The sequence below is a fragment of the Sphingorhabdus arenilitoris genome (assembly GCF_042651485.1).
In the GTDB taxonomy this organism is placed as follows: Bacteria; Pseudomonadota; Alphaproteobacteria; order Sphingomonadales; family Sphingomonadaceae; genus Sphingorhabdus_B; species Sphingorhabdus_B arenilitoris.
Genome location: NZ_JBHSDH010000013.1, coordinates 1,711,361 through 1,731,014, shown reverse-complemented (window position 1 = coordinate 1,731,014; position 19,654 = coordinate 1,711,361). Strand labels below are relative to the sequence as shown.

At 54.1% G+C, this 19,654-nt stretch carries 15 protein-coding genes; 5 read left to right on the top strand and 10 right to left on the bottom strand.

The genetic code is table 11. The features are described from left to right. Positions 1-7: 7 nt before the first annotated feature. From queA to ACFOWX_RS12510, 6 genes are all read right to left on the bottom strand, one after another. Positions 8-1,036, bottom strand: a complete 1,029-nt coding sequence (gene queA, locus ACFOWX_RS12535; RefSeq protein WP_381424620.1) for a tRNA preQ1(34) S-adenosylmethionine ribosyltransferase-isomerase QueA — start codon at positions 1,034-1,036, stop codon at positions 8-10. A 52-nt stretch (positions 1,037-1,088) separates the two neighbouring features. Next, positions 1,089-1,745 (bottom strand): peptidylprolyl isomerase, encoded by a 657-nt coding sequence (locus ACFOWX_RS12530; protein WP_381424618.1) that lies wholly within the window; start codon positions 1,743-1,745, stop codon positions 1,089-1,091. Positions 1,746-1,874: 129 nt separating this feature from the next. After that, complete coding sequence (locus ACFOWX_RS12525; protein WP_381424615.1) at positions 1,875-3,170, bottom strand: sugar MFS transporter; 1,296 nt, start codon at positions 3,168-3,170, stop codon at positions 1,875-1,877. Between the two features lie 143 nt (positions 3,171-3,313). Beyond that, positions 3,314-4,831, bottom strand: coding sequence for a tryptophan halogenase family protein (locus tag ACFOWX_RS12520; RefSeq protein ID WP_381424613.1), 1,518 nt, complete (start codon positions 4,829-4,831; stop codon positions 3,314-3,316). Then, on the bottom strand, positions 4,831-6,300 hold the full coding sequence (locus tag ACFOWX_RS12515) for a tryptophan 7-halogenase (protein WP_381424611.1): 1,470 nt from the start codon (positions 6,298-6,300) through the stop codon (positions 4,831-4,833). The genes ACFOWX_RS12520 and ACFOWX_RS12515 overlap by 1 nt, the downstream gene beginning before the upstream one ends. Before the next feature lie 10 nt (positions 6,301-6,310). After that, entirely contained in the window at positions 6,311-7,837 is a 1,527-nt protein-coding gene (locus tag ACFOWX_RS12510; protein ID WP_381424608.1) for a tryptophan halogenase family protein, read from the bottom strand. A gap of 133 nt (positions 7,838-7,970) precedes the next feature. Between ACFOWX_RS12510 and ACFOWX_RS12505 the strand changes: the two genes are divergently transcribed. Continuing rightward, the gene (locus ACFOWX_RS12505) at positions 7,971-9,014 is read left to right on the top strand and encodes a LacI family DNA-binding transcriptional regulator (RefSeq protein WP_381424605.1); all 1,044 of its coding nucleotides are present in this window, start codon (positions 7,971-7,973) and stop codon (positions 9,012-9,014) included. 72 nt (positions 9,015-9,086) lie between these two features. Here the strand turns inward: ACFOWX_RS12505 and ACFOWX_RS12500 are convergent, their stop codons facing one another. After that, positions 9,087-10,166 carry a glycoside hydrolase family 5 protein gene (locus ACFOWX_RS12500; protein ID WP_381424603.1) on the bottom strand — a complete coding sequence of 360 codons (1,080 nt, stop codon included), beginning with the start codon at positions 10,164-10,166 and terminating at the stop codon, positions 9,087-9,089. Between the two features lie 241 nt (positions 10,167-10,407). Here ACFOWX_RS12500 and ACFOWX_RS12495 point away from each other — a divergent pair, with 241 nt between their 5' ends. The 4 genes from ACFOWX_RS12495 to glk all read left to right on the top strand — a co-directional run bounded on the left by ACFOWX_RS12495 (position 10,408) and on the right by glk (position 17,528). Next, positions 10,408-13,596, top strand: a complete 3,189-nt coding sequence (locus tag ACFOWX_RS12495) for a TonB-dependent receptor (RefSeq protein WP_381424601.1) — start codon at positions 10,408-10,410, stop codon at positions 13,594-13,596. A 150-nt stretch (positions 13,597-13,746) separates the two neighbouring features. Next, entirely contained in the window at positions 13,747-14,760 is a 1,014-nt protein-coding gene (locus ACFOWX_RS12490) for a cupin-like domain-containing protein (protein ID WP_381424599.1), read from the top strand. A gap of 44 nt (positions 14,761-14,804) precedes the next feature. Continuing rightward, positions 14,805-16,304, top strand: a complete 1,500-nt coding sequence (locus tag ACFOWX_RS12485) for a tryptophan halogenase family protein (protein WP_381424597.1) — start codon at positions 14,805-14,807, stop codon at positions 16,302-16,304. Positions 16,305-16,541: 237 nt separating this feature from the next. Further along, positions 16,542-17,528 (top strand): glucokinase, encoded by a 987-nt coding sequence (gene glk / locus ACFOWX_RS12480; protein WP_381424595.1) that lies wholly within the window; start codon positions 16,542-16,544, stop codon positions 17,526-17,528. Between the two features lie 48 nt (positions 17,529-17,576). On the opposite strand, the gene ACFOWX_RS12475 is transcribed toward glk, so the two are convergent. From ACFOWX_RS12475 to ACFOWX_RS12465, 3 genes are read right to left on the bottom strand one after another with little or no spacing between them, the layout of a single operon-like run. After that, on the bottom strand, positions 17,577-18,179 hold the full coding sequence (locus tag ACFOWX_RS12475) for a nucleotidyltransferase family protein (RefSeq protein WP_381424593.1): 603 nt from the start codon (positions 18,177-18,179) through the stop codon (positions 17,577-17,579). Beyond that, complete coding sequence (locus ACFOWX_RS12470; RefSeq protein ID WP_381424591.1) at positions 18,172-19,137, bottom strand: XdhC family protein; 966 nt, start codon at positions 19,135-19,137, stop codon at positions 18,172-18,174. The genes ACFOWX_RS12475 and ACFOWX_RS12470 overlap by 8 nt, the downstream gene beginning before the upstream one ends. 37 nt (positions 19,138-19,174) lie before the next feature. Beyond that, entirely contained in the window at positions 19,175-19,645 is a 471-nt protein-coding gene (locus tag ACFOWX_RS12465; protein ID WP_381424589.1) for a c-type cytochrome, read from the bottom strand. Positions 19,646-19,654 lie beyond the last annotated feature (9 nt).

Below are 19,654 nucleotides of genomic sequence, written 5' to 3'. Positions count from 1 at the left end.
GGCGGCATTAAGGCAATAGCAGGCTCGAATCGCCATAGCTGTAAAAGCGATAATTTTGCGCAATGGCTTCGGCATAGGCCGCTTGCATCCGTTCGCGGCCCATCATCGCGCTGACCAGCATGAATAACGTGCTTTTCGGCAGATGAAAATTGGTCATCAATCCCCCTGCTGCTTTGAAGCGGTAGCCGGGGGTGATGAAGATATCGGTGTCGCCTTCAAATGGCTCTATCGTGCCGTCATCTTTTGCCGCGCTTTCAATAAGCCGCAGCGATGTCGTGCCTACGGCGATAAGCCGTCCGCCCGATGCGCGCACCTGATTCAGCCGGCCTGCGGTGGCGGCATCGATGCTGCCCCACTCGCTATGCATCCTATGATCGTCGGTATCCTGCGCCTTCACCGGCAGGAAGGTGCCCGCGCCAACATGCAGGGTCAGTGTGGCGGTTTTTATCCCCGCAACATCCAGTGCCTCGGTCAGATCAGGGGTAAAATGTAGCGCGGCGGTGGGCGCGGCAACTGCGCCGTCTTTTTGCGCGAACATTGTTTGATAATCGCTTAAATCACGTTCATCGACCGGGCGTTTTCCGGCGATATAGGGGGGCAGCGGCATGGTTCCCGCGCGCGCAAGCAGCAGCTCAACCGGATCATCGCCTTCAAAATATAATGTGAAGCTGCCATCGGCATGGCGTTGTTCGGCGGCCGCGCGGACATCTTGCCCAAAGTCAATCTGATCGCCGACCTTCAACCTTTTGGCGTTGCGGATAAAAGCCTGCCAACGGCGCAGGTCAATGCGTTTATGCAGGGTCGCTCCGATCACCGCGTCGCCGCGCCGACCGGTCAGCTGCGCTGGGATGACGCGGGTATCGTTAAAGATCAGGCAATCGCCCGCCTTTAACAGTTTGGGCAGGTCGATGACCTGATGATGGCCGAAATCGCCTGCCGCCGGGACCAGCAACATCTTGGCCGCATGGCGCGGGGAAACCGGGCGCAAGGCAATATTTTCAGGAGGTAAGTGAAAGTCAAACAGATCAACGCGCATGACGCCCGTTAGCGTTTTTGGACGCTATACCATAGTAAAAATATGCAGCGACTTAATCGGTAACCGAAATCACCGCTTCATCGCCAGCTGCTGGCCCCGGAGCGGGCTTCGCGGGGAAGCTCGGCACCGCTTTATTATCGGCGGCGATGGAGGCCTGCACGATGCGGTCCGGCTGCGCAGGGGGTTCGCCGCGCGCAATTGCGTCGACATATTGCATCCCGCCGGTCACGCGGCCAAAGACGGTATATTTATTATCGAGAGCATAACGGGGCTGGAAACAGATGAAAAACTGGCTGTTGGCTGTATCAGGGTCATTGGTCCGGGCCATCGAAACCGTTCCGCGCAAATGCGGCATCGGGTTAAATTCCGCTTTCAAATCCGGCAAGTCGCTGTCGCCTTCTCCGGTGCCCGTGGGGTCACCCGTTTGCGCCATGAACCCTTCGATGACGCGGTGAAAAATAATGCCGTCGTAAAATCCCTGCCGCGTCAGTGTTTTGATCCGCTCGACATGCGCAGGGGCAATTTGCGGATATAGCTGTATCGTGACGCGCCCGCCGGTTGACAGGTCCAGATAGAGGATATTTTCCATATCGGGTCCAGCAGGAACCGCCGCTGCGCCCTGCGCCGCATTTTGTGCCATGGCTGTTTGCGCACCGAACAGAGCGGCCAGTATCAGCAGGAACCTTGCGGCGATCAGATGGATTTTCATGGACAGACATTCTCCGGTCATTAACTTGACGCTTCCCTTACCAAGAGCGGCTGTCCCTGTCATGAACGAAAAGGGCGGCGCAGCATATTGTTGCCGCGCCGCCCGTTTTTAACCATCGGTTCGCACCGGTTATGCAACCGGACGGCGACCCCGCGCATAAATGCCATAGCCTGCAATAATAGCGTAGCAGATGACGGGAACGATCAATGCGGCGGTCAGGTTGGTTCCATCCGCAACCAAGCCGTATAAAACCGGCATAATGGCCCCGCCAACAATCGCCGTTGCCAGCAGCCCGGATGCTTGTGCCGCTTTAGTTGATTTCATGCCTTCTGTTGCGAGGCTGAAGATAGTTGGGAACATGATAGAATTGAACAGACCAACAGCGGTCAGGGTCAGCGCCGAAATATTGCCTCCGGAAAATGCGGATACGGCAATCATCGTTATCGCCAATCCGGCAAATCCCATCAAAACATATCCTGGGTTGAAGATACGCAAGATGAATGCTCCGACAAAACGTCCGATCAGCGCGCCGCCCCAATAGCTGGAAAGATACCATGCCGCATCTGCGTGGCTCAGGCTCAACACCCGGGCTTGACCAAGATAGGCGACGATATTGCTGCCGATGGTTACTTCTGCGCCAACATACAGGAATATGCACAAGACCCCGAAACGCAGCCGCGCATCATTCATCAGCAGCGCCCATATGCCCTCAACTTGAACTTCTTCGGCCTCCGCATTGTCGAGTGATTTGCGAAACATCCAGAAAATAGCGGCAATCGCGATCAGGAATACTGCAACCCCGATATAGACATGGGTGATGACCTCGGCTTCGGAAACCCGAAATGCGTTCAGTTCGGTGGGAGATAAACGTGTCGGATCAACGGTGGATTTCTCTCCCAAAATATATACCGCGCCAAAGGTGACAATCAAATATGCTCCCAGCGAGTTGAACATCTGGGCAAAGGTCAGGCGGCTATGCGATGTTTCAGGCGGGCCAAGCGTGGTAACCAATGGGTTCATGGCCACTTGCAGCAAGGTTATCCCGCCGCCGATCATGAACAGCGCACCCAGAAAATTGATGTAAACCCCGCTTGATGCCGCCGGAATAAACAGCAGTGCTGCCGCTGCAATAATCAGAAATCCAACAATAAACCCGCGAATGAACCCGATTTTGCGCAGCAAGATTCCTGCGGGAATGGAAAAAAGCGCGTAGCTAGTAAAAAAAGCAAACTGCACCAAGTTGGCTTCCGTATTCGAAAGCTGGAACATTCCTTTGAACTTCGCGACCAGCGCGTCATTGATATTGGTGACGCCTGCCAGCAGGAAAAATACGGCGAAGACAAGGCATAATACCAATGTCGTTTTGCCGCCTGCGCTTTGATACTTACCCGGCGGGTTTGCCCCGCCTGCTATTGGTGCTGCCATAATAAACTCCCTCGAACAAAATTATCCGTTCCCTATATGTGTTTCTTGTCAGGATTCGGGTCCTCTCAACCGCCAATGCCTTAAGCTGACAAGGTTGTCATTGCAACATTTTCTGAATGATCGAGCGAATTTCCCGGTCATCATCATGCGCCGATCATGCGCCCGACATAATCTTCATGCTTTGGCATTGCGTTTGCGGTTTGGGCGATTGCCCCTTTAATGGCCTGTAACCGGGCCAGATTCTCTTCCGCCCCCAGCACATTTGCGATGGGATGATATTGCCGCGGCATCACCCCTTGGCCCGTGAACACTGCGAGCCAGCTGGGTTCTGTAAAAATTTCATTGTCTTCGCGGTTCACCCGGCCGCTATGTTCAAACAATTCGCGTTTATCTTTCAGGAAATCTGGCACGTCCATTGTGCGGACATGATCCCAAAAGGACATTCCGGAACGCTCGGTCGCATTATAATGCAGGATCAGGAAGTTACGGATTGTGGAAAATTCCTGATCAATCAGACGATTGAAAATCGACCGGCTGACGCTGTCATTGATGCTGTTGGGAAATAAGTTAATCAGCTTTGTAATCGCGCTTTGGATCAAATGGATGCTGGTCGATTCCAACGGCTCCAAAAAGCCAGCTGAGAGGCCAATGGCGATACAGTTATTTTTCCAGATCTGTTTGCGCTTACCCGTGGTGAAACGCAGCTGACGGACGTCGGCCAGCGGTTTGCCGTCCAGATTGGATAACAATGTATCTGCCGCTTCATCATCGCTGATATGCTGATTGGAATAGACATAGCCATTGCCGGTTCGATGTTGCAGCGGGATGTTCCATTGCCAGCCCGCCTTGCGCGTGGTCGATGTGGTATAGGGGCGCAGGGCCCGATTTGCCGGATCGCGCTCCGATGGGACTGCAACCGCGCTGTTACACGGAAGCCAGTGGGACCAGTCATCATAACCAGCCTCCAATGTCTTTTCGATCAGCAGCCCGAAAAATCCAGTGCAATCGATGAATAAATCGCCGGACAATTCGCGCCCATCCTGCAGCCTGACGGCGGCGATATTGCCGGTATCACCGCCCTGTTTGACTTCCACCACCTTACCCTCATGCCGTTTCACCCCATGTCCTTCGGCATATTGCCGCAAAAAGCGGGCATAAAGGACGGCGTCAAAATGATAGGCATAGCCCAGCGTTGCCAGCGGTGCATTGGGCGGCCCAGCGGGATGGGCAAAGCGGCCATTTACGCCCGCTTGCCAAGCGAGGCAGAAATCGGCGAGCGGTATATCTTGGCCGTCGGCCCGCGCTTTTAACCAAAAATGATGGAAGCTGATCCCTTCCATATCCATGCCATAAACGCCAAAGGGATGAAAATAGCGATCTTGCCCGTTTTTCCATCCGATAAACTCGATGCCCAGTTTGAATGTGGCTTTTGTAGCGCGCAGGAAATCGGCCTCGTTAATCCCCAGCATGGCATTATATTTCAATATTTCAGGGATCGTCGCCTCACCCACACCCACCGTTCCAATCTCTTCGGATTCGATCAGGTCGATCTGCATATCCGTGCCGCGAAACACGTTGCCAAGCGCCGCTGCCGTCATCCACCCTGCCGTGCCGCCGCCCACAATGACGATATTTTTAATGCCCTGTTCTGCGTTGCTCATTATGTCATCCTATGCGCCATTTGGTTCAGGAAATCGCCATGTGTTGGCATCGCCGCTATGGTCTGGTCGAATGCCATAACCATAGCGCCCAGCGCCCTCATTTTTTTGTCCATGTCGATACCGTCTGCCGCATGGTCATATATTGCCGGCACGATGCCTAGGCCGATCAACATCTCCAGCCAGTTATGCTTTTCAAATGGATCGTCGTCAATCAACACCAGCAGGCCCCGCCGTTCAAACTGTCTCACGCGGCGCTGCAAATTGGGCGACATGGGCTGCTGCTTCATCTGATTCCAATAGTCCCCTTGCATATTGCTGCGCACCAGCGCCAGTTGATGAAAATCACGCATATGGCCGAAAAAGGCGGCGGCTTTTCGGTTATATTCAGCCGCTTTGATCGCCATATCATCTTCGGCATTTCGGGGCAGCAAGCTTACCAAAGTTGCGAGTTGATGCGACAAGAGTTTGGCAGCGGCACCCATGACCGAACCCAGCTCCGCCGCGCCCGGCCCGATGTGAACAATATTCCCCTGCCAAGGCCGTTCCATATATCCGGGCCAGATGGCGCGATTGGCAATGATTGCGCAATCTGCTGGATCGTGCGCTCCCGGTACCGCGCCCGATATCGCCCCTCTTGCCGCTTCCTCCGCCGCGTCCGTATCCCATAGAGCAGCGGGGTAATAGACGTTGACAATGGCGCCATCCTGCAATGGCAAAATGCTCATTTGCCCATGGTCCAATGGCCGGACAATGTCATAGGGTGGATGCGGCCCACGCCCGCGAAACCGTGCTGTGACGCACCGGTCAAATCCCAAAGCCGCGCCGCAATCTATATCTTTTGGTCCCATTATCGGGCGGCAATCGATGATGAGCAGCGCGCCTTCCCCGTTGCCGCCGGATAATTGCACGCCGCTGGTCATCGCTTTATCGCGCATGATATCGGTCAATATGCTGCCATCCACCGTGATTGCCGGGCGCAGCAACGACCGGGGTGATTGGCGGTCTTCGGATGGCGGACTGAATTTCCCGGTGGCGGCCATGCGCGCTTGAAAAGCCAGCGGCAAATATAGATCGGCAAATAAGGCATCATTGCCCTGCTGCACCGACAGGCGGCGCAGTATTTGATGCACAGCCACCCCATCCGGAGCGGGCAGCGGTTCGCCCGGCGCATGATAAACAGGGCGGCCATTGGGCCCCCATCGCTCAAAGCAGCTGCCCAGCGAAAATCCGCCTTGCCCGCCCGACACCAATTCGCCTGCCGTCATCCCGCTATGCAGTAACAACACCGACTCGCTGTCCAATATAATATGGCCATAATCGGCGTTGGCGGCGGCATCGTCATCGCCGCTGGCATTGATTTGGATATCGGCAACAGCCGAAAGTTGATCGGCAAGCACTGCCGCCGCGCTCCAACCGGGGAGGCCGCCGCCGATGATATGGATATAGGGTTTGGGTTTTTGTGCCGTCATTGTGAACCGGTTATAATGCTGGGCTGATATTACCGGGGCAATGACCGCGCACAAAATCCATATGCACCGGCAGGCCGTCCACAGTGCCCGCAATCCGGCTTCGCAAATTTTCAACCTCGCGGGCAATCTGGTTGGCGTCAAACCGGTCTAGCCGGGGGTCATAGCCTTGCGGTAGGATATTTTGTCCGACAAACACGGCGAGCCAGCTTGGCGGTAAAAAAGCACCCACATCATAACGCGGGATGATACCGCTTTGGACAAACGCGGTGACTTTTTCTTTCAGCGACGCGGGCCATTCCATCGCGCGCATATCATCCCAGAATTTTTCGCCTTCGCGTTGATTGGCAACATAATGCAGCACGAGAAAATCACGGATACGGTCAAATTCCAACTGCATCATCGCATTATATTCCTCCGCATCGGCATCCATACTGGCGTCGGTCGGGAACATCTCCACCAACGCCGTGATACCTTGCTGGATTAAATGGATGCTGGTTGATTCCAAGGGTTCCAAAAATCCGCCCGCCAATCCGATGGCGACGACATTGCCATTCCACAATTTGTTGCGGCGCCCGGTTTTGAAAAATAACTGGCGCGGTTCGGTGATCGGCGCGCCTTCCAGATTGTCCAGCAAAATGGACCGCGCCTCATCATCGCTGATATAATCGCTGCAATAGACATGACCATTGCCGATCCGGTGTTGCAGGGGGATGCGCCATTGCCAACCGGCTTTGCGTGCGGTTGCCCGGGTATATGGCCCAATCGGATCGGACGGTTCGCATTGCACCGCAAACGCCCGGTTACACGGTAGATAATGGGACCAGTCCTCATATCCCGTTGCCAGCGTCTGTTCAATCAACAGCCCGCGAAAGCCAGAGCAGTCAATGAATAAATCGCCGTCAATGACCGTGCCATTTTCTAGGACCACCGAATCGATCCGCCCATTTTCCCCATTGCGGTTGGCATGGGTGATTTTACCTTCCACCCGCTTGACGCCCCGGCCTTGTGATAATTGCGATAAATAAGCAGCATAAAGGCTGGCATCAAACTGAAACGCATAGCCAAATGTGGACAGCAACGCAGCGGGATCTGGATCGGGCATTGTATAGCGGTTGGCCTCCGCCATCATCACGGGCAGGCTATATTCACATAAGCGTTTATGGTTCCCGGCCAATCGCTGCTGCGTCCATAAATGGTGGAATGCGATGCCATCATGCGGTTCGCCATAATCGCCAAAGGGATGAATATAGCTTTCGCCCGGCTTTCCCCATCCTGCAAATTCGATGCCCAATTTGAATGTAGCCTGTGTGCGGGCCATTAACTCGGCTTCGTCAATGCCCATGGCGGCATTGAAAAAACGGATATGCGGCAATGTCGCTTCGCCGACTCCAACCGTGCCGATTTCTTCGGATTCGATCAACGTGATTTGCGCACCCGATGTGCCAAATTTATGGCTTAATGCGGCCGCAGTCATCCATCCCGCGGTGCCGCCGCCCACGATAACCACATTATCTACAAAATTCCCGCCTACGGACATAATTCGCCTCCTAAGGTTGATTGCGATAGAACCAAGCATGATTTATGACAAGCTTGTCTTGACGTGACCTTCTTTGACAGGCAGCGACAAGGAGAATAGAGATGTTGAGGATATTTCGGGGGAAGGCATTGGGATGACGCAGTTGGCGACAAGAGGACAAAGACGTTCGACCATGGTCGATGTCGCGCGTGAGGCGGGCGTGTCTTTGAAAACCGTTTCGCGGGTGTTGAATAAAGAAAGCTATGTCCGCGAAGAAACCAAGACCGCCGTCCTCGATGCAGCGGCGCGGCTGGACTATAAACTGAACCAGGCCGCTCGGACGCTGCGTGCCGGAACGACTCAGATTGTTGCCTTGTTGGTGAATAACCCCAGCCGCAGCTATTTGGAAAATGTCCATTTCGGCGCGCTGGCCAAATGCCATGAACTTTCCATGCAATTGGTTCTGGACGAATGCCCCAACGGTGTGGACGATGTCCGCCGCCTAATCAAAACATTGTCGCCCGTTGGCTTGATATTGACGCCGCCTTTATGCGACGATCCCGATGTGATTGAATTGCTGGAGGCGCAAGGCTGCACCTATGTTCTGGTGGCGCCGGTTGATCCGGATAGCGCGAAATTTTCGGTCAATATGGATGATATGGCGGCGGCAAAGGAAATCACCGAATATTTGCTGAAACTCGGTCACCGCCGCATAGGTTATATTCGCGGTCACCCCGATCATGGCGCCTCGGTGAAACGATATGCAGGCTATAGCCAGGCATTGCATGCCTATGGGATGGAACCCGACCCAGCACTGATGCGCCAAGGTTATTTTGACTATGCCAGTGGCCTCGAATGCGCCGAATCGCTTTTGGATATGCCGGAGCGGCCAACCGCTATTTTCGCCAGCAATGACGATATGGCCGCAGCAATCATTGCCGCCGCCTATCGCCGCAATATTGCGGTGCCAGGGCAATTGTCAGTCGTGGGTTTTGACGACACACCCATCGCTGGGATTATTAGCCCGCATTTGACCACCATCCGGCAACCTATTTCCGATTTGGCCGCCAATGCGGTGCAACTATTGTCTGAAAATATCGCACAAAGTTTCAGCAGCGAAGAAGGCGAAAGCACGATCTTCCTTCAACATTCGCTGGTCGAGCGGGATTCAGCAGGGCCGCCTGCGCCAGATGCCTGAAAAAGACGCCTGAATACAAGGTTGGAATAACCGGCCGCCGGTTATGGCTTCTATCGCTGCCCCGCTGCCGCTTTATTCGGCGGCGGTCCGGCTATTTTTCTGAGCTTCCGGCGGTAGGCCCAGCGCGGCCACCATGGACGGTATCCAGCCATCGTCGCGGCGCACATGGAATGTATTGGTATAGGCCCAAACGCACCATCCGATATTCAAAGCCTCGGCTTGTTTGCGCACGGCATAAGTATAGCGCACCCGCTCTTTTAACGGAGCGCTGTCGATCGCGCCAAATTCTCCCAGAAATAAAGGGACGCCGGTGCGCTGCTGAAATTTGATGGTGGCATCGGCCATTTTATCGAGCCAGGCATAATCGGCGTCGCTGCCAAATTGCGCCGGTGCGGGCGGCGACGGATCGACCCAGCTCGCCCCTTGATGCGTGAAATTAAACGGTTCGTAAAAATGGAATGTCGCAATCACATTGGGGTCCTTGGGCGGATCGAATGTCTCCAGCGAAGAAATGCCGCTCCAAAAATCGCCGCCCATAATCACCTTGCGCGTGGGATTGCTTTTGCGAATGTCGGCCAATATCGTCGTCAGCATGGGTTCCACCACATCATTGGTCAGCTTCTTATGCGGTTCGTTGATGATTTCGAACAAAACCGAATCTGGCCGGTCTTTATAATGCTCGGCCACTTGCTGCCATAATGCGATGAAGCGCTCCTTGTGACCTTCGGGATCCTCGAACAGTTCGTCATAATGATGCATGTCGACGATGATATTCAGCTTATACTTGGTTGCCCAATCGACGACCTCATCCGCGCGTTTGAACATATCGGGGTCGATGGTGTAGGGCGGCTTTGTGTCGGCATAGGCTGACCAGCGAATAGGAAAGCGGACAGTGTCAAAGCCGATAGCCGCTATTTCATACAAATCCTTTTCCACCGGCATCCGCCCGCCCCACGCCGCGCCTTTTGGCTGTTCAAACATATTGCCCAAATTGGCGCAGCGTTTGATCGGTGTCGCGGGGACGGAGGTATAAGGCTTGCCGCCCGGAGGAGGCGTCTGTGCGCTGGCGAAGCCAGGCGATAACATCGCGCTGACCATCAATAAACCGACGCTTTTTTTCAGCAGCGGGCGATTCGACATTGCATTCGACATATTATATCTTGCTCCCCTCAATATATTCGGCAAAGGCCCTATAAATCTATTTATCTTACGGCGACCCGGCCTCGGCTGTAACAAAGATGTCACGTTTTGATGAAATTTGAAATAACTCCGAAAACAGTGATTGACAAGCTTGTCATAAATCAGGATTAACCGGACGGAGTTTTTTGAGCTGGGCTAACCAGCCGTGTTTTTGTCGGCATGACAAGCTTGTCATGCCAAATGGGAGGAAAGAATGTTAAATCGTTTATCAACTGAATTATATCCTGCGTCCGCATCGCGCAGCTCAAAGCGCTTGCTCGCTGGCGCATCGGTGCTCGCGCTCGGCTTGATGGTGTCTGCGCCGGCTTTTGCGCAAGATACGACGGATGAGCCCGCCGAAGAAACAGCAGCGTCGGATGACGTAATTATCGTCAGCGGCATTCGCGCCCGTATCGAATCGGCACAAAATATTAAACGCGAAGCAGATACATTTGTGGACGCGATCACCGCCGAGGACATTGGTGCGCTTCCCGACAAATCAGTTAACGAAACTTTGCAGCGCATCCCAGGTGTTACGATTACAAGGTTCCAAGGCCGTGATGACCCTGATCACTTTTCCATTGAGGGATCGAACGTTGTTATTCGCGGACTGAACTATGTGCGCGGCGAATTTAACGGCCGTGATGCGTTTAGCGTGAATACTGGCCGGGCGCTCGGGTTTAATGATATCTCGCCTGAATTGTTGGGCAGCGTATTGGTGTTCAAAAACTCGACTGCGGACATGATTGAGGGCGGTATTTCCGGCACGGTCAATTTGCGGACACGCAAGCCGCTCGATCAAAAAGGTTTCGTTGTTGCTGGTACGATTGAAGGTAGTTACGGGGACATTCGTAAAGATATTCAGCCAACCTATTCGATTTTGGCAAGCAATGTCTTTGACACACCGATCGGCCGTATCGGGGTGCTTGGCAGCTATGGTCGTTCAAAACTGAATTCGACATCTTACGGAACACAAATTTCGGATTATGTGGATCGTCCGGACCTCGCTGATGGTGAAAATGGCGTGCTATTTACACCTCGAGCAATTGGTGCGCGCTCTTCGGAGTTTCAGCGCGACCGTTCAACATATGCTGGATCGCTGCAATGGGAATCTTTGGATGAATCTGCTGTCGTAACTCTTGAATATATCCGCGCCGATGCGAAGCAAGAGTGGGGCGAGCGGGTAATTGAGGGCGATTTGGGTGCCGGCGGAAATCCGTCGAATGCCGATTTTGTTTTTGACGATCGCGGCGTCCTTACTTCGGGCACTTTGACAGGCGGCGTAAACCTGCAATCCTTCCCGCTGCGCCAACGCGAAACAAAAAACCGGACGGAAGACCTCTCGCTGAACATCGTGTTAAAGCCGACGGACCGTTTGACATTTACATTTGACGCGCAGCTTGCAAAGGCGAGCTCCGACGATTTGGATATGTCGATTTTCGGAGCGATTTCGGACAACTCAATCGTGCTGCCTGATTTCTCGGGCTTAGTAGCGCCTGGCCTTCAACAGCTTGTTGGTCAAGTTGGCGCTACGAATAACGGTATTCCTAATGTCGCGCTTGTTGGTCAAGATGGCAGCAGCGGATTGGATACGCTCAACAATCTCCAATCTTATTATTACCGTGCTGCCATGGATCATATTGAGCAGAGCGATGGCGAAGAAAAAGCCTTCCGTGCCGATGTCAAATATGATGTTAGCGACGGTGGGTTCTTGCGGGCCCTGCGGGTGGGTGGTCGTTATTCAGACCGTGAACAGACCCGTCGTTACACAACCTATAACTGGAGTAACTTGTCGGAAAGCTGGAATGGCGATGGGCAAGATTTCAATGGTGATGGAGAGCCTGACACTTTTTCATCGGGTTATCTGACCCGTTTTAGCGATACAACTGGGACAGGATTGGCGCCTGAACTATTTAACTTCCCAAATTTTCAGCGTGGATTTAACCCGGCTCCGGTTGGGGCTTACCCCACGATCGATTTGATCTCGGCCTATCGCGACGGTAGCCTGCAACAACTGCTGCTTGCGAATAATCCTCGCGCCTTCTGGACGCCGCTTGCTGAACGTGATGGGGTGATAGAAGGTACTCCTTTCCTTCCAGGAGATATTAACCAAAGCCGTGAAGAGACATGGGCGGCATATGCCCGCGCCGATTTCCAAATTGAAGATGTATTTGGCGATGGCACTTATATTAATGGTAATGTCGGTGTGCGCTATGTGAATACCGATTTCCAAACGCGGGGTTTCCTGACAGCGCCTACGTTTGAGCAAGTATATGGTTTGCAGCCCGCAGACGAGTCGAATCCAGATGCTCCACGGCCTATTTCCACTGCGGCGATAAACTGTGCCGTAACACCAACGCCAGGCACGCTTTTGCCCGGATATTGTGCGTTTGATGCCGCGCAGCTGGCGACCTTTGAAAGCTTCTTGGCAGCCAATGCCTCAGTCGCTTCTTCACCGGTTACGTTGCGCAACAGCTACGACTATTTCCTGCCGAGCATCAACGTGAACTTCCACCTTTCGGATGATTTCATCATCCGAGCGGCGGCGTCGCGTGCCATGTCACGGCCTGATTTTGGCGTGAACGCATTTTCGGCCTCGATCTTTGCAACCGACTTGAACGCCTTCCCTGCGGAGGAGCGGGCGACAACGCCGCTGTTCTCGACCAATACCGGCGGCGCACGGCAAGAAGGCATTTTGTCAACGAACTTCGACTTGGGTTTTGAATATTATCCAAAGGCTGGAACGTCTTTGACGCTCAATCTGTTTTACAAGAAACTGGATAATGTTCTGCAATCGGGTTCGGTTGTGCAACAATTCACGTCGCCGGCAACTAATGTTACCGCAGATGTATTGGTGAACCAGCAAGTGAATATCGGCAGCGGCAGCGTCAAAGGTTTTGAATTTGGCTTCAGCCACTTCTTCAATGACGAGCTGCCCGGTTTCTTCGGTGGTTTTGGTGTTGAAGGAAACTACACCTACTTGAGCCCGTCCGATTTCGAGAGCCCAGCGAATGAACCGCGTTATGCGGGTATCATTCTTCCGCTGGATCAGCTGTCGAAGCATACGTTCAACGCGGCGTTGCTGTTCGAAAAATATGGTATCTCGGCCCGTGCAGCATATAACTGGCGCAGCCGGTTCTTGCTGACCTCGCGTGACGTAATCCGTCCGTTCTCGCCGATTTATCATGCCCCTACTGGACAGTTGGATGCGTCGATTTTCTATTCGATCACTGACAATTTCAAATTGGGTGTTCAGGCGTCGAACTTGCTGGACGAAATTACAACGACCGAACAGCTGACAGCGTTTAACGATGGTACAGGAGCGCAGGCTGGTCCAACTGCTCCCCGTTCCTACTTGCGGAATGACCGCCGGTTCAGCGTGGGTCTACGTTTCAATTTCTAATCCCAAGAGCAATTGAATAACAGGAAATGGCGGCCCTTAAAACGGCCGCCATTTTTCTTTTAGGATGATCGATTTTCGGACATTGGATGACAGCTGGCCATTGACGGCCAAGGTAATGATCGCCAATCATCTGCCCTATAGGAGTTTGATTTGACTGTCCCCGTTGAACCCATTGCTGAATATCATGACGTTGACCGCCCTTTATTCGAAGACGGCATTCTAAATTCCGGGACCCCTGCTATCTTCCGCGCTCTGGTAGCTGATTGGCCAGCAACCAAAGCCGCAATTCAATCGCCAGAAAACTTATCGGCCTATTTACGTGGTCTCTATAATGGCGCGATGATTGAAACATTCTTTGCACCGGGGACGCAGGCAGGCCGTCATTTTTACGATCCCCAAATGCGGGGATTCAATTTCGAACGACGCAATGCGCCGTTACCCGCCTTGCTGGACAAAATGATCGAACTGACTGGGCAAGATGATCCTATGGCGATATATGCAGGATCGGTCCCTGCCTCGCATTTTGTTCCGCAATTTGCACAGGAAAACCGGATGCCATTATTGGATGGCAGAATTGAACCGCGACTATGGATCGGCAATCGATCACGCGTTGCCGCCCATTTTGATTCAGATTTCAATATCGCCTGTGCCATTTCAGGCAAACGGCGTTTCACCATTTTTCCGCCGGACCAAATTGGCAATCTCTATATCGGCCCGCTGGAATTTAATATGGCGGGACCACCTGCAAGCCTTGTTGATTTTGCCAATCCCGATTTTGCGAAGTATCCCCGTTTTCGTCAGGCGATGGAGGCGGCGATTATTGTTGAATTGGAGCCGGGTGATGCTCTGTTTTTGCCCCCTTTATGGTGGCATCATGTGGAGGCGGACGGATCATTTAACATGCTCGTCAACTATTGGTGGTCCAGCAGCCAATTCCCACTCCAAATGCAGGCACTGGCCCTTTCCATGCTGGCATTACGGGAACGCCCGCTGGCGGAAAAACAGGCTTGGCGCGCCTATTTCGACAATTATGTGTTTGAAGAAGGCGCCACCCGCGCAGCAGACCATATCCCGCCCCATGCACGCGGTGTATTGGGTGCCCCCAGTGCGCAGCGGACCAATTCTATATTGGGTTTCATTATGAATAGCTTAGGCAAAGCGTAACATGCGGCGATGCGAAAAATATATTAGCAGTGGGAGAATTTGACTTGGACCGGGCCATCAAGAAAATCCTCATCATAGGCGGCGGTACTGCCGGTTGGATGGCTGCATCGGCAATCGCTCGCACTTTGGGGCGCTCGGCCAAAATCACCCTCGTCGAATCCGAAGAGATCGGCACGGTGGGTGTCGGAGAGGCGACGATTCCGCCGATCCTCAATTTTATCGAGATGCTCGGCATAGACGAAAATGAATTTGTCCGCCGGACCAATGCGACATTTAAGCTGGGGATCGAATTTGTGAATTGGGGCGCCAAGGGGGAGAGATATATGCATCCCTTTGGCAAATATGGCTATGATATGCAGGGCATATCCTTTCACCATTATTGGATGAAAATGCGTCAAACGGGGGATATGCGGCCGCTTGAGGATTATGCGCTTCAGGCCGTTGCCGCGCGCGCCGGGAAATTCACCCGTCCGCTGAATATCGAACGATCGCCGCTCGCGTCCATTGCCTATGCCTTTCATTTCGATGCTGGCCTATTTGCCCGTTTCCTGCGTGAATATAGCGAGGGGTTGGGCGTTACCCGTATCGAGGCAAAGGTCGCCCATGTGCATCAACGCGCCGATGATGGATTTTTGGAATCGGTGCTGTTGGACAATGGCACTCAAATCAGCGCCGATTTGTTCATCGACTGCACCGGCTTTCGCGGGTTGCTGATCGAGCAGACGTTGCAGGCGGGCTATGAAGACTGGTCCCATTGGCTACCTTGCAACAGTGCGATTGCGGTGCCGTGTGAAAATGCGGGGCCCCCGCTGCCTTATACCCGGGCCACGGCGCATGATGCCGGATGGCAATGGCGCATCGGTTTGCAGAACCGGATTGGCAACGGTCATGTCTATTGCAATGAATATATCAGCGATGATGCGGCTTTGGCGACGTTGCTCGCCAGTCTGGATGGAAAGCCGCTTGCCGATCCGCGGCAATTGCGTTTCACCACGGGTCGGCGCAAAAAAAGCTGGGTGAAAAATTGCGTGGCGCTGGGATTATCGTCCGGCTTTATGGAGCCGCTCGAATCCACATCGATCCACATGATCCAATCCGCGCTATTGCGGCTTATGGCCTTTTTCCCCAGCAAGGATTTTGACCCCCATGTCACCGCCGAATATAATCGGCGCACGGCCGAGGAATATGAATATATCCGGGATTTCCTCATCCTCCATTATAACGCCACCAGCCGCGAAGATTCCGAATTTTGGCGATTTGGGAAAAACCGGAAAAACCCGGACAGCCTGCAACGGAAAATCGACCTGTTTCACGCCTGCGGACAGATTTCCTATAAAGAAGAGGAATTGTTCAAAGCGGCCAATTGGCTCGCGGTGCTGACGGGGCAGAATTTCGGCGGGGCGCGTTATCATCCCTTCGCCGATATGGTAGATACTGAAGAGGTGCGGCGCAGGCTTGCCGCGATGCTGCAAACCATCGACGCATCGGTTGATCATATGCCGCCGCATGAAGATTATATCGCCGAACATATTGTGGCGCAATAATGGCTTTGATCGTTACATTGATGAAATAAAATAACGGGAACTGGCCTAAAACAGGATAGAATCGCTTGCCTTTTCCTGACAACGCTGTCATCCAGATGTCATCAGCCGCTGATGTGGGGACATGCGGCGGATGAATATTGGGTAGGGAGAAAATGCTGGCCTTCATCACGAAAGCCTTTCCTGACTTGACTGTATAGCGGGTAAGTGCTTGGTTTTGAGGGACGGAACCTTTTTATTATGACCGAAGAAATCGTAGTTTCTGATATTGGTGGGACGCATGCGCGTTTTGCCATCGCAACCATCGACGATGGCCGCATCCTCTCACTCGACGATCAATTGACGTTGAAAAGCGGGGAACATCCAAGTTTGCAAACCGCGTGGCAGGCCTATGGCCGGGAGATTGGCCGCGAATTGCCGAGGAGCGGCGCAATCGCCGTTGCTGGACATGTTGGCGGTGAGGTGCTGCACCTGACCAACAATAGCTGGATGATCCGTCCAGCAATGATACCGGAAAAACTTGGCTTAGACCGCTTCACGCTGATCAATGATTTTGGTGCCGTTGGTCATGCCGTGGCGTTGCTGGGTGATGACCAGTTCCAACATATTTGCGGGCCGGACCATCGCATACCCGATACCGGGCTTGTTACCATATTGGGGCCGGGCACTGGCCTTGGCGTGGCCCATGTCCTGAAAATGGAAACGGGCTATCACGTGACAGAAACCGAAGCGGGTCATGTCGATTTTGCGCCGCATGATTTGATCGAAGACCGGCTGCTGCAAAAACTGCGCGAACATCACCGCCGTGTGTCGGTGGAACGCATTGTCGCGGGGCCGGGTTTGCAGGTTATTTACAAGGTATTTGCCGAAATGGAAGGGCAGCAGGCAAAGCAGCTTGATGACAAGGCGCTGTGGCAATTGGCGCTTTCGGGTGAAGATAGCGTGGCCGCTGCGGCCTTTGACCGTTTCTGCTTATGCCTTGGGTCGTTCGCCGGGGATATTACATTGGCCCATGGCGCGCGTTCGGTGGTGATGGCTGGCGGGCTGGGCAGCCGCATTGCGCATCGCCTGCCGTCATCTGGTTTTCGCGAGCGTTTCCGGGCCAAAGGCCGGTTTGAAAGCTTGATGGAAACAATCCCTGTTAAGCAGCTGATGCATGAACAGCCCGGGCTCTATGGCGCCGCCGGTGCCTTTATTAAGGAACATGGCAGCTTGGTTTGCGCATAATCGCGCAGTACCGAACGCTTTATCATTTGCTGATATTGAGGCCGGTTTCTAGGCCCGGTCCCTTGCTTTGGCCAAATCTTCCGGCCGGTCAATATCGGTGAGCGCTGCGCTTTCGAAACTGACCAGCTGTGCACCCGGCAATAGGGAGCGCGCTCCGCTGTCGCCGGTTAAGCGGGACAGCATGTCAAAATGGCCCGCGCCAAATAACGCAGGGGGCGAAGCCGCTTGCCCGCTATCCGATGCGACCATTGCGCCATCTGAACCATCCCAGCTTTCGGCCAAGCGCTCAATATGCTGCACCGTGATAAAGGGCATATCAGCGAGGCAGATGATCAGGCCAGCCGCGCCAGCACCCCGTGCGATGCACGCGGCCAACGCGGCCGATGTGCCTAGGCCGCTTTGGGCCTCACCATTGACCGCAATTTCAAATCCCGCTCTTTGCCATCCTGCGGTACATTCATGATCGGGGGCCGATGCAATTATGACGCGGCGCATGAAATCCAAACCGGACAAATTATCGGTGACATGATGGCCGAGCATTTTACCCCGCAAATCTGCGGTCAGCTTGTCGGCTTGCCCAAAGCGCTGCGATGCTCCGGCCGCCAAAATGGCCAGCACCAATTGGGAAAACTCCGCCCGCCCTTCACCCATGATGCCGCGCCAAGGTGAAGTCTGCCTCTTGATAGCATTGGATAATCTGCGCCAATGCCGATAACGCCAAGGTATCTGGATCGCGGGCGGAATGGAACAGGCCGATAGGGGCTTTTATGCTGCTGATTGCGGGCGATGTTATGCCGAGCGCCGACAGGGCTTGGACACGGCTGCTGTGTGCGCGGCGTCCGCCCATCGCGCCGATGTAAAAATGCGGCTGGGCTAACGCTTCCCGGATCAAATATCCTTCCCAATCATGGTCATGGAACAGGAATATCGTTGCGGTCCACGGGTCGCTTTCCAATGATTTTATATCTTGCGGCGTGCGGAGCAGAACCCTGTCCTGCACTGTATCCGATAACCGCGCGGCCAACGCGGCGTCGGGGGTTAGGACGCGCACATCCAAATCCATGCTGACCGCCAAACGGCACAGGCTCTCGGTCGCAGCACCGTGGCCGATGACCTGCAATTTGGGCGCAGGCCAATGACCGACAATGGCACCGCCTGAACCGATGGTGATCGGCCGCCAGCCCGCCAGAAATGCCGCGTCGCCGCAATCGATAGGGTCCCCGGTTATAGGCAGGCTGAGGGCAAATGGGGCTCGCTTTGCTATCGCCCCTGCGCATTGTTCGATGAATTTGGGCGCATTTATCGGTTGAAAATGGATATCCAGCCCGCCGCCGCAGGGCAGTTTTATATCCATATAGGGCGATCCTGCACCAAATCGGGTGACGCGGGGACAGCCATTTTTCAGCGCCAGTAAGGCTTCGGCAACCACCGCATTTTCAATACAGCCGCCGGACAATGATCCTGCGAAGCTTCCGTCGGCGCAAACGCCCATATGCGCCCCTGGATTGCGCATCGATGATCCTTCTACCGATAAAATAGTGACGAGGACGCAATCTTGGCGATTGGAGATCTTGTCCCATAAAAAGCCGAATATGCGCCGATTATCCAATGCTGCTTTGCCCTTAATTTGACCCCGCCAACGGCCGTTATTTTGACAGGCTGGATAGATAGGCGATAATCGCCGCCCGGTCATCGGCATCGCTCACCGCGCCAGCGACCATCGATGTTCCCGGCATCACGGCAGCAGGGTTGGCGATATAGCGGTCAAGCGCTTCCGGGGTCCAGATGATGCCGGACGCGGTCATCGCGCCGCTATAGGCAAAGCCGGTTAAGCTGCCTGCTTTGCGGCCAGCGACGCCATGTAAATTCGGTCCAGCGCCTGATGCGCCATCTGCTGCAACCGAATGGCATCCGGCGCAGGCGGCAAAGGCGGCTTTCCCGGCCGCGACCAAATCCGCTGGGCCTGCGGCAACGGATGCTGCTGCAGCGTCGCCTGGTTGCCGCACGATAATTTGCTCGGTTGGCTCCTCTGCCGGCTTGGACCCGCAACTGGCCAACAAAGCGGCAAATATTGCGCCGCCCAAAAGACATGCCGTTTTTTTGGCGGGGCTGTGCATATCGGTGTT

Excerpts from the sequence above, each read along its gene's own strand:
- ACFOWX_RS12475 (WP_381424593.1), bottom strand. The coding sequence starts at position 18,179 with ATGGGTGAAGGGCGGGCGGAGTTTTCCCAATTGGTGCTGGCCATTTTG.
- ACFOWX_RS12530 (WP_381424618.1), bottom strand. The coding sequence starts at position 1,745 with ATGAAAATCCATCTGATCGCCGCAAGGTTCCTGCTGATACTGGCCGCT.
- ACFOWX_RS12515 (WP_381424611.1), bottom strand. The coding sequence starts at position 6,300 with ATGACGGCACAAAAACCCAAACCCTATATCCATATCATCGGCGGCGGC.
- ACFOWX_RS12465 (WP_381424589.1), bottom strand. The coding sequence starts at position 19,645 with ATGCACAGCCCCGCCAAAAAAACGGCATGTCTTTTGGGCGGCGCAATA.
- queA (WP_381424620.1), bottom strand. The coding sequence starts at position 1,036 with ATGCGCGTTGATCTGTTTGACTTTCACTTACCTCCTGAAAATATTGCC.
- ACFOWX_RS12505 (WP_381424605.1), top strand. The coding sequence starts at position 7,971 with ATGACGCAGTTGGCGACAAGAGGACAAAGACGTTCGACCATGGTCGAT.
- ACFOWX_RS12525 (WP_381424615.1), bottom strand. The coding sequence starts at position 3,170 with ATGGCAGCACCAATAGCAGGCGGGGCAAACCCGCCGGGTAAGTATCAA.
- glk (WP_381424595.1), top strand. The coding sequence starts at position 16,542 with ATGACCGAAGAAATCGTAGTTTCTGATATTGGTGGGACGCATGCGCGT.
- ACFOWX_RS12520 (WP_381424613.1), bottom strand. The coding sequence starts at position 4,831 with ATGAGCAACGCAGAACAGGGCATTAAAAATATCGTCATTGTGGGCGGC.
- ACFOWX_RS12495 (WP_381424601.1), top strand. The coding sequence starts at position 10,408 with ATGTTAAATCGTTTATCAACTGAATTATATCCTGCGTCCGCATCGCGC.
- ACFOWX_RS12500 (WP_381424603.1), bottom strand. The coding sequence starts at position 10,166 with ATGTCGAATGCAATGTCGAATCGCCCGCTGCTGAAAAAAAGCGTCGGT.
- ACFOWX_RS12510 (WP_381424608.1), bottom strand. The coding sequence starts at position 7,837 with ATGTCCGTAGGCGGGAATTTTGTAGATAATGTGGTTATCGTGGGCGGC.